We start from the raw sequence: 13,396 nt of genomic DNA, 5'->3' as shown, positions 1-13,396 counted from the left end.
CCTCATGAGCGCCATCCAACTGCTCGACCGCCTCCTCGAAGCCACGATGCCGCACCTGGTGGCGGTGCCGATCCTCGTACCCATGCTGACGGCGGCGCTGATGATGTTGCTGAACGAGCAGCGGCGCCGCGCGAAGGCCGCATTGAGCGTGGCGGCGGGGCTGGTCGGGCTCATCGCCGCGCTCGCATTGCTGCGCTGGGTGAATGCGCCCGACACCGGCAGCGGCCCCGGCTCCATCGGCGTGTACCTGCCCGGCAACTGGCACGCGCCCTTCGGCATCGTGCTGGTGGCCGATCGGTTGTCAACGCTGATGGTGGCGCTTACCGGCGTGATCGGATTTGCGGCCTCGGTCTATTCGACATCGCGCTGGGACCGCGCCGGCGTGCATTTCCACGCGCTGCTGCAGTTGCAGCTGATGGGCCTGAACGGCGCCTTCCTGACCGGCGACCTGTTCAACCTGTTCGTGTTCTTCGAGGTGATGCTGGCCGCTTCCTATGGCCTGCTGCTGCATGGCTCGGGCAAGCTGCGCGTGCAGGCCGGATTGCACTACGTCGCGCTCAACCTGGCGGCTTCATCGCTGTTCCTGATCGGCGCCTCGATGCTCTACGGTGCGACGGGCACGCTGAACATGGCGGACATCGGCATGCGCATCGCGCAGATCGCGCCGGCCGACCGCGGCCTGGTGCATGCGGCAACGGCCATCCTCTTCACCGCCTTCTTCGCGAAGGCCGGCGCGTGGCCGCTCAACTTCTGGCTGGTGCCGGCCTACAGCGCGGCCGTGTCGCCGGTGAGTGCGGTGTTCGCGCTGCTGACCAAGCTGGGCATCTACGCCATCCTGCGGCTGTGGACGCTGCTGTTCGCGCCCGACACCGGCGCGTCGGCGCAGATCGGCCATAACGTGCTGATGGGGTTCGGGATGACCACGCTATTTGTCGGCGCGCTCGGCATCGTCGGCACGCAGCGCATGTCGAACCTGGCGGGGTTCAGCGTGCTGGTGTCGGCCGGGACGCTGCTGACGGCCATCGGCCTCGGCCAGCCGGCCGTGTGGGCCGGCGCGGTCTACTACCTGCTGAGTTCGACGCTGGCGGTGAGCGCGTTCTTCCTGCTGATCGACATGATCGAGCGCTGGCGCAACGAGGGCGCCAGCATCGCGCCGCACGAGAGCGCCGGTGACGCACCGTTTCTTGCGCCCGACCTCCAGCCGCTTCAAGACGTCAACCTGGACGACGATCAGCAGGCGCTCTATGGGCGCGCCATTCCGGCGGGGATCGCCTTCCTCGGCCTGGGCTTCATCGGCTGCACGCTGCTGCTCGCGGGCCTGCCGCCGTTCTCGGGTTTCATCGGGAAGTTCGCGATGCTGTCAGGCTTGCTCGACGCACGCGAGGTGGGCGCGGCAAGCTGGACTTTCATGGTGCTGCTGCTGGTGTCCGGTTTTCTCACGCTGGTGGCGATGAGCCGCGCCGGCGTGCGGCACTTCTGGACCCATCCGGTGTCGAGTCGACCGGTGCTGCGCGCGGTCGAGGTGGTGCCGGTGGCCGCGTTGCTGCTCGCGTGCGTGGCGCTGACGACCGAAGCAGGGGCGGTCATGCAGCACGCCACCGCGACGGCCAAGGGCTTGTTCACCCCGACCGCCTATCGCAAGGCCGTGATGAGTGCCCGGCAGGTGCCCAACCCCGTTCCCGGAAAGCGTGCGCCATGAATCGCTGGATACCGTTGCCGCCGCTGTCGGTTGTGCTTTTCGTGGTGTGGGTGCTGCTGAACCAGTCGGTGGATGCCGGCACCTTGCTGCTGGCCGCCGTGCTGGCCATTGCGGTGCCGCTGATCACCCGGAGCTTGCGGCCGGCTGGCGCGCACGTGCGCCGCCCGGCCTTGCTGTTCAAGCTGGCGGGCCATGTGGCGGTGGACCTGGTGGTGTCGGCGTTGGACGTTGCACGGTTGCTGCTGACGCGCCGCACCCGCGCCATCCGGTCGCGCTTCGTGCGTGTGCCACTGGACTTGCGCGATCCGAACGGCCTGGCCATGCTGGCGATGGTGCTGTGCCTCACGCCCGGCACGGCCTGGGCGGAGTTGGCGCTGGACCGGTCGACGCTGCTGATCCACGTGTTCGACGTGGACGACGAAGAGGCCTTCATCGCGCTGGTCAAGCAGCGCTACGAGCGCCTGCTGATGGAGATCTTCGAATGACGCCCGTGCTGTTCTGGGCTCTGAAGGGGGCCCTCTTCCTGCTCGCGGTTGCGATGCTCTGCGCGTTGGCCCGCCTGCTCATCGGCCCCACTGCGCAGGACCGCGTGATGGCGCTCGACTGCCTCTACATCAACGGCATGCTGATGATGCTGGTGCTCGGCATCATCTACGCGAGCAGCGTGTACTTCGAGGCCGCTCTGCTGATTGCGCTGTTCGGCTTCGTGGGATCGACGGCGATGGCGAAGTTCCTGTTGCGCGGGGAGGTGATCGAGTGAACCCGATGGAGGCCTTGCCGCTGTGGGCGGAAATCCTGACGGCCGTCTTCGCCGTGCTCGGGGCCGCGTTCGCCGCGATCGGCTCGTTCGGCCTGGTCCGATTGCCGACCTTCTTCCGCCGGATCCACGCGCCGACGCTGGGTGCGACGCTCGGCGTCTGGTGCATCACCCTGGCAACCGGCATCTATTTCTCGGTGCAGGGGCTCCACCTGTTCCTGCACGCGGGGCTGATTGCGCTGTTCGTTGCGCTGACGGCGCCGGTCACCACCATATTCCTGATGCGCGCAGCGCTGTTCCGTGAACGAAAAGGCAACCGGGAGGCGGCCGAGGCTGCCTCGCCGGACGATGCGTAGCCTTGTCGCGGATCAGTGCAACTCGCCGCTCAGGTAGGGCTCGGGGTCCTGTGCAACACCCTGCTTCCTGATCTCGAAATGAAGCATCACGCGGTTGGCGCCGCTGCTGCCCATCTCGGCGATCTGCTGGCCTTGCCGAACCACTTCGTCTTCCTTGACGAGCACGCGGCCGACATGCGCATAGGCCGTGATGAAGGTCTCGTCATGCTTGACGACGACCATCGTGCCGTATTCCGCCAGCGCACTGCTCACGAGCACCACGCGCCCGTCGCGTGCCGCCAGCACTGGCTCGCCCACCATGCCTGCGATGTCGAGTCCCTTGTTTCGATCGCGGTCGTATCGGGCGAGAACCGGGCCACGAGCTGGCCGGATGTAGGCAGCCGTGGACCGGGGCGCAACCACTGGCGCTGCGGGGCCGGTCGTCGAAGCGGGCAACGGCGGTAGCGGTGGCAGGGGGACCCGGTCGCTGGCGCAGCCCGCGATGCCGATCAGTGCGACTGCCCAAAAGCCGGTGCAAAGGGTGTCAAGGGCCGAAGTAATAGGACTGCGTGAGTGGTGCATATCTGCCTGCCGGCCGTGATGGATCGACGATCAGGTGCGACAACGTCATGCCAGACCAAGGTTTTATACATCACAACCCGATTCTGCGGTCCACAAATCCGCAGACTCGACGTAGCCGCGCTCCGAACGCGATCCCGTGAATGTTCAACGTCAATCGGCTTCCTGCAGAGCCTTGGCATGCGCCACTTCAGTCTCGCGCGGCAACACCACCGCATTCTTGACGGCAAGAATCTCCGCCATCACGCTCACCGCGATTTCCGGCGGCGTCTTGCTGCCGATGTAGATGCCGATCGGGCCGCGCAGGCGGGCCAGCGATTCGTGGGTCTGATCGAAGTGCTCGATCATGCGGTCACGTCGCGCGTCCGCGTTGCGGCGCGAGCCGATGGCGCCGACGTAGAAGGCATCGCTCTGCAACGCTTCCAGCAGTGCCAGGTCGTCGAGCTTGGGATCGTGGGTCAGGGCGACCACGCAACTGCGGCGGTCGGGCTGGAAGGCGATGACGGCGTCGTCGGGCATCTCGGTGGAGATGGTGACGCCGGGCACGGCCCAGGCACTGCGGTACTCGGCGCGCGGGTCGCACAGGGTGACGGCAAAGCCGCTGAAGCGCGCCATGGTGGCGAGGTATTCGGCCAGCTGTCCGGCGCCGATGAGCAGCATGCGGTACTCGGGGCCGAAGGTGTTGACCAGCTCGTGCTCGTTCACGGCGAGCTCGGCCGGCGACGAGGCTTCGGCCAGCGTGACGCCGCCGTCGGCCAGCCGAACGGTGCGGCGCATCAGCTTGCCCTGCTCGAGTTGGGCGACGAGCGCCTCCAGCGGTTGCGGCTCGGGGTCGTATTCGAGCAGCAATTCCAGGGTGCCGCCGCAGGGCAGGCCGAAGCGATGAGCTTCGTCGGCGGTGATGCCGTATTTGACCAGCGTGGGCGCACCGTGGGGCATCGCGCCAGAACCATGGATCCGCGAATAGCGTGCGACCAGGTCGTCTTCGATACAGCCGCCCGACACCGAGCCGACCACGACGCCGTCTTCCGCCAGCGCCATGATCGAGCCGACTGGCCGGGGTGACGAGCCCCAGGTGCGCACGACGGTGGTCAGCATGGCGCGGCGGCCGGCCAGGCGCCAGTCGCGCAAGGTTCGCAGCACCATCACATCGAGGTTTTCCATGGCCGTGGGTCCTCAGCCGCGCATGTAGAGGTAGGCGCCGACGGCCACGACGATGGCCACGACGACCCAGATCCACTTCTGGCTCGACCCGCCCGGGGAAGACGCGCCGGCAGGTGTCATCGGCCGTGTGCGGGGCGCAGGCGAATCGATGCTGCCGAAGGACGTGCCGCCTTCATCCTCGTCGTCGTTCGCCGCAGTGGCGGCCACGGCGGGTGCGTAGCGCTCGGCCATGATCGTGTCGAAGCGCTTGAAGAAATCATCGGCCATCGACTTGGCGGCGCCGTCGATCAGCCGCTGGCCCAACTGCGCGATCTTGCCGCCGACCTGCGCCTGCACGGTGTAGCCGAGTTCGCAGCCTCCGGCGTTGGGCGTCAACGAGACGGCGGACGAGCCCTTGCCGAAACCGGCGACGCCGCCCTGCCCTTCGAACGACAGCTTGTAGCTTTGCGGCGGGACGATGTCGGAAAGCGTGACCTTGCCGTTGAACTTGGCCGAGACCGGACCGACCTTGACGGCCATGCCGACCACATAGGTGTCGCTGCCGGCGGGCTCGAACTTGTCGCATCCTGCCAGGCAGGCTTTCAGCGTCTCGGGGTCGTTGAGTGCTTCCCACGCCTGTTGTTGCGTGACGCCGAGCTGGCGGGTGCCGAGCATTTCCATGGTGGATTCCTTCTCTTGTGAGGTCGTTCGCGGCGGCTTCTCAACGCCCCGCTTTCATGAGCGCCGCAAGGCTCGTGGCTAATTGCGCCAGTGCGGTCAAATTGTGGACCGCGAGCATCGCGTCCGCATGGCGATGCAGCAAAGCCGCACCACGCGCAAGGGGTGCATAGCCCTCGTAGCGCATCAGCGGGTTGAGCCACAGCAGCTTGCGCGAATGGCGCTTGAGCCAGAGCAGTTCGTGCTCCAGTTCGGCCGGCTCGCCGGTGTCGAGGCCGTCGCTGATGATCAGCACCAGGGTACGGCGACCGGTCAGCCTTCTCGCATGGCGGCGGCGCAGCTGGACCAACGAACCGCCGAGGCGCGTGCCGCCGGCAAAGTCGTCGATGGCGGCGCCGGCGGCCTCGAGCATCGCGTCGGTGTCGGCGATGCGGAAAGCGGGCGTCAGGTCGGTCAGGTGCGTGCCGAACGCGAATACGTCGCGCCGGCCGGCCCGGCGCGTGGCCGCATGCAGGAAGGCGAGCAGCAGGCGGGCATAGCGCTCCATCGAGCCGGAGACGTCGACCAGCACGAGCAGCGGCAGCGGTTGCCGGCGACGCTCCAGGCGCGGCAGGCGGATCAACTCGCCGCCGGTGCGCGCGGCCTGGTGCAGCACGCCGGGCCAGTGCATGCGCGAATGTGTGCTGGCGCCGCTGGCCACGCGCAGGCGCCGTGCCGGAAGCTCGGGCACCGGCAGTGCGATCTCGCGGGCCAGCCGTTCGACCAGCTGGTATTCGGCGGCGCCCAGCGCGTTGAAGTCGGCATGCTGCAGGCGCCGGCGATCGCTGGCGGTCATGGCGGCGTCGAACTCGACTTCGCGCTCGTTCTTCGCAGGCATGACCTTGGGGCTTGGCGCGGCCAGCGCCTCGCGCACGCGCGGCCGGCGCTTGACGGGCTCGGCCTTGCCTTCGGCGCTCGGCAGCATCTGCCGCAGGATCTTCTTCGCGAGCTCGGGGTCGCGGAACCAGGCGTCGAACAGTTCGCGGAACACCATGCGGTCCTGCTCGCGGCTGATCATCACGGATTCCATCGCGGCGGCGAGGTCGAGACGGCTGTCGACGCCGACCAGCGCGGCGGCCTCGGCCGCCAGCGCGATGCGCGCCGAATCAGTCCGGACGCCGGCGCGGCGCAGGGCACGGCCGAACGCGGCCATGTTGCCGGCCAGCTTGCCGCGGCGGGCATCGCCTAGTTGCTGCATGGCGCCACGGCCGCGACCGGCGTCATGCCCCCGCCTCCTCCGGTTTCAGCAGGTCGGCGGCCAGCTCGCGCGTCAGGGCGGCCACGTCGTCGCGCTGCTTGAAGAGGATGCCGGCGGTGTCGACCACAACTTCGGGGTCGAGCTCGAGGGTGTCCAGGGCGACCAGCGCTTTCGCCCATTCCACGCTTTCGGCGATGCCGGGCGCGCGCTGGAAAGCATTGCTGAACGGCGTGGACCGCAGCTTGCCGACGAAGGTGGCGACCTGCTCCGACAACACTTCGCCGGCCTGCGGCGCCTGCGCGCGCACGATGGCCAGTTCGCGCTCGCGCTCCGGATAGTCGAGCCAGTGGTAGAGGCAGCGCCGCTTGACAGCATCGTTGAGCTCGCGCGTGCGGTTGCTCGTGAGGATGGTGACCGGCGGCACCAGCGCGCGCACCGTGCCGAGTTCGGGAATGCTGACCTGGTACTCGCCCAGGTATTCGAGCAGGAAGGCTTCGAAGGGCTCGTCGGCGCGGTCGACCTCGTCGATCAGCAGCACCGCGCCGGGTGCCGGCGCCTGCAGCGCCTGCAACAACGGGCGGCGCACGAGATAGCGCGGCTGGTAGACCTCGGACTCGATGTCGCTCGATGCGCCATGCGCCTCGGCCGCACGCATATGCAGCAACTGCGCGGCGTAGTTCCATTCGTAGAGGGCTTCGCGCTGCTCCAGCCCGTCGTAGCACTGCAGGCGCAGCAGCTCGCGGCCCAGCGCCTTGGCAAGCGCCTTCGCCAGTTCGGTCTTGCCGACGCCGGGCTCGCCTTCGAGCAGCAGCGGACGCTGCAGCTTGAGCGCGAGGAACACGGCCGTCGCAAGCCGCCTGTCGGCAAAGTAGCCTTCTTGCTGGAGGCCGTGCGCGACGCCGTCGATGGATGTGAAAGTCATGTTTGAACGCAGGGGCCGCGAAGGTGCTGGAGTCGCCAAGGAGAATCTTGCCCAATATTCTCCCTGGCTTTCCGGCGTCCCTTGCGCAGCCCGCGCGCCCTTTGCGTTCGGCTGCCCGTAGTTCTTCGGTTGGCCGTATGCAGGATCAACCCACCGCCTTCGCCACGGCCCGCTGCGTCAGCACGCTGATCAGGTTGGCGCGATAGGCCGCCGACGCGTGCAGGTCGGAATTGAGTTCGCTCGCATCGATCTTCACCGCCGCGGCTGCCTCGGGCGTGAAGCTCTTGTTCAGCGCATCCTCCAGGCCCTTGTGCCGGAACACGCCGTTGCCCGCACCGGTGACGGCCACGCGCACGCCGCTGTCGTACTGCGCCAGGAACACGCCGACCAGCGGGAAGTGCGATGCCTTCTGCAGCAGCTTCTCGTACACCGCCCGCTTCGGGATCGGGAAGCGGATGGCGGTGATGAGTTCGCCGTCTTCGAGCGCAGTGGTGAACAGGCCGACGAAGAAATCATCCGCAGCAATCTCGCGCTTGCTGGTGACGATGGTCGCGCCCGAGCCGAGCACGCCGCTGGGGTAGCAGGCCGCCGGATCGTTGTTGGCCACCGAGCCGCCGATGGTGCCCATCGCGCGCACCTGCCGGTCGCCGATGCGCGAGGCCAGGTCGGCCAGCGCCGGGTAGGCGGCCTTGACGTCGGCGTTGTTGGCCACGTCCAGGTGGCGCGACATCGCACCGATGACGAGCGTATTGCCGTCTTTGCGGATGCCAGTGAGTTCCTTGATGCCACCGAGGTCGACGAGTTGCTCGGGCGCCGACAGGCGCAGCTTCATCGAGGCCAGCAGCGTCTGGCCGCCGGCGAGCGGCTTGCCGCCGGCCGCGGCCAGCTTGACCGCATCGGCCACCGTGGCGGGACGTTCGAGTGTGAAGGCGTACATGATGGAGATCTCCTCTTTATTGGCACGGCAAGGCAAGGACCACCGCGGAACCGGCTTTGCCTGGCCGCGGGTGGTGCCCCCTCGAGGGGGAGGCGCCGCAGGCGCATCGGGGGTGGTTCACTTCACCGCCTGCATGGCTTCCCACACGCGGTTCGGCGACGCGGGCATGTCGATATCCTTCACGCCGAGCGGCGCGAGCGCATCCAGCACCGCGTTGATGACCGCTGGCGGCGAGCCGATGGCGCCCGCCTCGCCGCAGCCCTTGGTGCCCAGCGAGTTGTGCGTGCAAGGCGTGCACACGGTGTCGAGCTTGAATTGCGGGAAGTCCTCGGCGCGCGGCATGGCGTAGTCCATGAAGCTGCCGGTGAGCAGTTGCCCGCTTTCCTTGTCGTATACGCAGTTCTCCATCAGCGCCTGGCCGATGCCCTGGACGATCCCGCCATGCACCTGGCCCTCGACGATCATCGGGTTGATGATGGTGCCGAAGTCGTCCACCGCGGTGAACCGGTCGACCTTGACCTCGCCCGTGCCCTTGTCGACTTCCACCTCACAGATGTAGGTGCCGCCCGGGAAGGTGAAGTTGGTGGGGTCGTAGAAGGCGGTCTCGTTCAGTCCCGGCTCCAGCTTGTCGAGCGGGTAGTTGTGCGGCACGTAGGCCGTCAGCGCCACCTGGCCGAAGGGGATCTTCTTGTCGGTTCCCTTGACGGTGAACTCGCCGTTGGCGAACTCGATGTCGGCATCGCTGGCCTCCATCAGGTGCGCCGCGATCTTCTTGGCCTTGGCCTCGATCTTGTCCAGCGCCTTCATGATCGCGGCGCCGCCGACCGAGATCGAGCGCGAGCCGTAGGTGCCCATGCCGAAGGGCACGCGGCCGGTGTCGCCGTGCACCACGTCGACCGCTTCCGGCGAGATGCCGAGGCGCGCCGCCACCACCTGCGCGAAGGTCGTTTCATGGCCCTGGCCGTGGCTGTGCGAGCCGGTGAACACGGTCACGCTGCCGGTCGGATGCACGCGGATCTCGCCGCATTCGAACAGGCCGGCACGCGCACCGAGCGCGCCCGCGATGTTCGACGGCGCAATGCCGCAGGCCTCGATGTAGCTGGAATAGCCGATGCCGCGCAGCTTGCCCTGGGCCTCGGTCGCCGACTTGCGCGCAGCGTAGCCGGCCACGTCCGCCAACGCCTTGGACTTGTCCATGCAGGCATGGAAGTCGCCGGTGTCGTACTGCAGCGCCACCGGCGTCTGGTACGGGAAGGCGGAGATGAAGTTGCGCTTGCGGATCTCGTCCTGGCCGAGCTTCATTTCCCAGGCGCAGCGCGACACCAGGCGCTCCAGCAGATACGTTGCCTCGGGCCTGCCCGCGCCGCGGTAGGCATCGACCGGCGCGGTGTTGGTGAACCACGCATCGACCTCGACGTAGATCTGCGGCGTCGTGTACTGGCCGGCGAGCAGCGTCGCGTAGAGGATGGTCGGCACCGCCGTCGCGAAGGTCGACAGGTAGGCGCCGAGGTTGGCATCGGTGTGCACCCGGAGGGCGAGGAACTTGCCCTGGCTGTCCATCGCCATCTCGGCATGGCTCACATGGTCGCGGCCGTGCGCGTCGCTGAGGAAGGCTTCCGAGCGGTCGGCCGTCCACTTGATGCTGCGGTTGAGCTGCTTCGAGGCCCAGGTCAGGCACACGTCCTCGGCATACAGGTAGATCTTGGAGCCGAAGCCGCCACCCACGTCGGGTGCGATCACGCGCACCTTGTGTTCCGGCAGGCCGAGCACGAAGGCCGTCATCAGCAGCCGCTCGACGTGCGGGTTCTGGTTGGACACGTACAGCACGTATTCGTCGTTGGCGCGGCTGAAGCTGCCGATGGCGACGCGCGGCTCGATGGCATTGGGCACCAGCCGGTTGTTGACCAGGTCCAGCTTGGTGACGTGCGCCGCGCCCGCAAAGGCCGCGTCGACCGCCGCCTTGTCGCCGATCGCCCACTTGTAGCACTGGTTGTCGGGCGCCTCGTCGTGGATGGTGACGCCGCTCGCTTTCTTCGCCGCGTCGGCCACGCTGACCAGCGCCTGGTGCACGTCGTAGTCGACCTCGATGGCCTCGGCCGCGTTCTTCGCCTGCTCGACCGATTCGGCCACGATCATGGCGACGTGGTCACCCACGTAGCGCACCTTGTTGATCGCGAGGATCGGATGCATCGGCTCCTTCATCGGGGTGCCGTCGGGGTTGTTGATGAGCCAGCCGCAGGGCAGCCCGCCCATCTTTCCCTCGATGTCCTTGCCGGTGAAGATGCCGACCACGCCGGGCATCTTCGACGCGGCGGCGGTGTCGACGGACTTGATGGTCGCGTGCGCGTGCGGCGAACGCAGGAAGACGCAGTAAGCCTGGTTGGCCAGCGTCACGTCGTCGGTGTAGTTGCCGGCGCCGGTCAGGAAGCGATAGTCTTCCTTGCGCCGCAGGGCCTCGCCGATGTGCGGCAGCCTGGAGAAGTCGGATGCACCCATGATGTGTGCTCCTTGCTCAAGCCGTGACGGCGGACTTGGCCGGCGCGGCAAGCATCGCTTCGCCACCCATCTGGACGGCCTTGACGATGTTCTGGTAGCCCGTGCAGCGGCAGATGTTGCCGTCGAGCAGCGAGCGGATCTCCGTCTCGCTCGACTTCGGGTGGTGCGTGCACAGGTCGATGGCGCTCATCACCATGCCGGGCGTGCAGAAGCCGCATTGCAGGCCATGGCACTCCTTGAAGGCGGCTTGCATCGGGTGCATGGTGCCATCGGGCTGGGCGATGCCTTCGATGGTGGTGATGTTGGCGCCCGCCACCTGGCCGACGAGGACGTTGCAGGACTTGACGGCGCGGCCGTTGACATGGACTGTGCAGGCGCCGCACTGGGCGGTATCGCAGCCGACGTGGGTACCGGTCAAGTGGAGGTGCTCGCGAAGGGCGTGCACCAGGAAGGTATTGGGGGGCGCGTCGACCGTTACTTCGCGGCCGTTGACCGTGAGCTTGACCTGCATTTGGCTGTCTCCTGTTGAGGGTGATGGCTGATGACCGATTCCGGCGAGTTGCATCTTCGGCGCGGGTCGAAAGCGAGATGCTAGGCAAAACCCTAGACGCTTGCAGGCTTGCTTTGAAATTCTCAAAATGAAACAGCGCACGCCCACAATCCCTGCATGTTGCCGCCCCCTCCCGCCCTGCTACCCGAACGCACCGCGTCGATCGCGAAGGCGCGCCACGAGGTGATGGACTCCGCCGCCTCCGACAGCCCGCGCATCGCACCCTGGATCACGCGCTCGTGGCAGCGCTGCCTGTCGGCTGGGCACAGGCCGCAGCAGCGCGTCCATTTCGATGCCGTGTCGGCACAGCACGCGCAACGCATGAGCGAACGCAATCGCGGCCTGGTCGCCGCGGCCGGTCCGGTGCTCGACCGGCTGGCGCGCGCCATCGCCGGCACCCGCTACTTCGCGATCCTCACCAATGCGCACGGCATCGTGATCGACTCGCGCGGCGTGCCGGCCAATGCGGAGCGTGTGGCCACTGACATTGCGCGCATCGGCGTCGACCTGTCGGAACGCGCGGTGGGGACGACCGCCATCGGCGCGGCGCTGACCGAATTGCAGCCGGTGTGGCTGCACCGCGGAGAACACTTCTTCGACGACACCAGCGTCTTCAGCTGCGCCGGCGCCCCACTGTTCGGGCATGACGGGGAGTGCGTCGGCATGCTTGACCTGAGCGGTGTGAACGTGGTCGAGCGCCCCGAACTCAAGCACCTGGCCGCGCTGTCGGCGCGCAGCATCGAGAACGCGCTGGTGCTGCGGCAGCCGCACGATCTGCTGGTGCGCCTGAACTGGCCCGGCTGGGGCGACCATGCCGAATCCGAAGGACTGCTCTGCCTCGACCGCGACGGCCGCGTCACGGCCAGCAACGCGGCGGCGCGCGAGATGGTCAATCAGCCGGTGGTGGTGATGGCGGGGGCGCCGCTGCTGCACGCGAGCGACCTGTTCGCCCTGCCCTGGACGATGCTGTGGGATGCCGCGCAACGGGCGGACGAGGCGGTGATCGAGGTGCCGTTGTGGTCGGGACTGCGGTTGCAGGCGCGGCCCCAGGCCGCACGCGCCGGGCGCGAGGCTGCCTCGACCCTGGACGATCTCGCGCCCCGGCCCCGCCTGCGCGATGTCGAGACCGCGCTGATCCGCAAGGCAGTCGGCGAGGCCCGGGGCAACGTGGCCGCAGCGGCGCGCGTGCTCGGCATCAGCCGCGCGACGGTATACCGGAAGCTGGGGCGCGGCGGGCGCTGAACCGCACTGCTCGCGCGGCGGCGGTACGGCGCCGGAACCACGCTGCATCGCAGTCGTGACGTTGCGTACATCGGGGCATGCCATCGATCTGCCATCGATCTGCCATCGAGAGCTGATCCCACGGTCAGCGCGTACACGCTGGCTGAATTGCCGACGGCGGTGCCCACGGAATAGCGACCCGTGTGGGATCATTCATTTCGTGGACGCGGATCCTGGACCCAGTCCGAAAGACTTCATCTTGTCGCTGACTTCCTCGATACGAAGTGACCCTACGCCGCGTTCTGCTTGTGATCGCCATCCTTGTCGCCACGGGCGCCTGGGTTGCCTTCGTGTACTGGATGACAGGGCTGGAACGCAAGGAGGCGGCCTACCTGGACATCGACCTTGCGGAGATTCCGACGGGCAGCCCGAAGTTCTACACCTTCCAACGTACACCGCTGGCCCTCGTGCGAACCACCGAGGCGATGCTGGATGACCTTCAGGCGCAAACCACCCACACCTGGTACCAGCGTCCGATCGCGGCTCCGCGTCCATCGTTCTTCGTCTACTCCCTGGTGAGCCCGGCCGACGGATGCGAGGTCGAACACGTGCCCAAGGGCGCGGATCGCTACGCGCCCGTTCGCCCGTGGCAAGGCGGGTACTACGACCCTTGCCGCTTTGGCGAATGGGACTACGCTGGCCGCGCCATCAAGCAGTACGCGGACCAGGACGCGCAGTTGCTGCGGATGCCCGATCTGGATGTTCCGGACTTCGAACTCAGGGAACAGCACATCCTGCGCATTACCCGTGCGCCGAAGCGATAGGCAACGCGCTCTTTGCCC

General features: G+C 67.5%; 14 protein-coding genes. 6 read left to right on the top strand and 8 right to left on the bottom strand.

Annotation, left to right across the window (positions count from 1 at the left end):
- Positions 1 to 4 precede the first annotated feature (4 nt).
- Genes WKW80_RS02975 through mnhG form a run of 4 tightly spaced genes read left to right on the top strand, consistent with a single transcriptional unit; the run spans position 5 to position 2,812 of the window.
- Positions 5 to 1,699 carry a monovalent cation/H+ antiporter subunit D gene (locus WKW80_RS02975; protein ID WP_340362021.1) on the top strand — a complete coding sequence of 565 codons (1,695 nt, stop codon included), beginning with the start codon at positions 5 to 7 and terminating at the stop codon, positions 1,697 to 1,699.
- A complete protein-coding gene (locus WKW80_RS02970; RefSeq protein WP_340362020.1) occupies positions 1,696 to 2,184 on the top strand; it encodes a Na+/H+ antiporter subunit E in 489 nt (162 codons plus the stop codon). The genes WKW80_RS02975 and WKW80_RS02970 overlap by 4 nt, the downstream gene beginning before the upstream one ends.
- Positions 2,181 to 2,459: a K+/H+ antiporter subunit F gene (locus WKW80_RS02965; protein WP_340362019.1), complete on the top strand. Its 279-nt coding sequence runs from the start codon at positions 2,181 to 2,183 to the stop codon at positions 2,457 to 2,459. Before WKW80_RS02970 ends, WKW80_RS02965 begins: the two co-directional genes overlap by 4 nt.
- 5 nt (positions 2,460 to 2,464) lie before the next feature.
- Positions 2,465 to 2,812, top strand: a complete 348-nt coding sequence (gene mnhG, locus WKW80_RS02960) for a monovalent cation/H(+) antiporter subunit G (protein ID WP_340362203.1) — start codon at positions 2,465 to 2,467, stop codon at positions 2,810 to 2,812.
- A 12-nt stretch (positions 2,813 to 2,824) separates the two neighbouring features.
- On the opposite strand, the gene WKW80_RS02955 is transcribed toward mnhG, so the two are convergent.
- The 8 genes from WKW80_RS02955 to WKW80_RS02920 form a co-directional block, all read right to left on the bottom strand.
- Positions 2,825 to 3,373 (bottom strand): murein hydrolase activator EnvC family protein, encoded by a 549-nt coding sequence (locus WKW80_RS02955; RefSeq protein ID WP_340362018.1) that lies wholly within the window; start codon positions 3,371 to 3,373, stop codon positions 2,825 to 2,827.
- Positions 3,374 to 3,523: 150 nt separating this feature from the next.
- A complete protein-coding gene (locus tag WKW80_RS02950) occupies positions 3,524 to 4,534 on the bottom strand; it encodes an XdhC family protein (protein WP_340362017.1) in 1,011 nt (336 codons plus the stop codon).
- Between the two features lie 12 nt (positions 4,535 to 4,546).
- Positions 4,547 to 5,194, bottom strand: coding sequence for an SRPBCC family protein (locus WKW80_RS02945; RefSeq protein ID WP_340362016.1), 648 nt, complete (start codon positions 5,192 to 5,194; stop codon positions 4,547 to 4,549).
- 40 nt (positions 5,195 to 5,234) lie between these two features.
- Positions 5,235 to 6,428 (bottom strand): vWA domain-containing protein, encoded by a 1,194-nt coding sequence (locus WKW80_RS02940; protein ID WP_340362015.1) that lies wholly within the window; start codon positions 6,426 to 6,428, stop codon positions 5,235 to 5,237.
- Positions 6,429 to 6,450: 22 nt separating this feature from the next.
- Complete coding sequence (locus tag WKW80_RS02935; RefSeq protein WP_340362014.1) at positions 6,451 to 7,350, bottom strand: AAA family ATPase; 900 nt, start codon at positions 7,348 to 7,350, stop codon at positions 6,451 to 6,453.
- Positions 7,351 to 7,495: 145 nt separating this feature from the next.
- Positions 7,496 to 8,287 (bottom strand): FAD binding domain-containing protein, encoded by a 792-nt coding sequence (locus WKW80_RS02930; RefSeq protein WP_340362013.1) that lies wholly within the window; start codon positions 8,285 to 8,287, stop codon positions 7,496 to 7,498.
- A 117-nt stretch (positions 8,288 to 8,404) separates the two neighbouring features.
- On the bottom strand, positions 8,405 to 10,783 hold the full coding sequence (locus WKW80_RS02925; RefSeq protein WP_340362012.1) for a xanthine dehydrogenase family protein molybdopterin-binding subunit: 2,379 nt from the start codon (positions 10,781 to 10,783) through the stop codon (positions 8,405 to 8,407).
- 16 nt (positions 10,784 to 10,799) lie between these two features.
- Positions 10,800 to 11,294 (bottom strand): (2Fe-2S)-binding protein, encoded by a 495-nt coding sequence (locus tag WKW80_RS02920; protein WP_340362011.1) that lies wholly within the window; start codon positions 11,292 to 11,294, stop codon positions 10,800 to 10,802.
- Positions 11,295 to 11,450: 156 nt separating this feature from the next.
- Between WKW80_RS02920 and WKW80_RS02915 the strand changes: the two genes are divergently transcribed.
- Positions 11,451 to 12,575, top strand: a complete 1,125-nt coding sequence (locus WKW80_RS02915) for a helix-turn-helix domain-containing protein (protein WP_340362010.1) — start codon at positions 11,451 to 11,453, stop codon at positions 12,573 to 12,575.
- A 287-nt stretch (positions 12,576 to 12,862) separates the two neighbouring features.
- Positions 12,863 to 13,378, top strand: a complete 516-nt coding sequence (locus tag WKW80_RS02910) for a Rieske (2Fe-2S) protein (RefSeq protein WP_340362009.1) — start codon at positions 12,863 to 12,865, stop codon at positions 13,376 to 13,378.
- Positions 13,379 to 13,396: the final 18 nt, after the last annotated feature.

It is taken from the genome of Variovorax humicola, from assembly GCF_037889915.1.
Lineage (GTDB): Bacteria > Pseudomonadota > Gammaproteobacteria > Burkholderiales > Burkholderiaceae_C > Variovorax > Variovorax humicola.
Note: the sequence above shows the minus strand (reverse complement) of the source record. Positions and strands in the feature narration are given on the sequence as shown.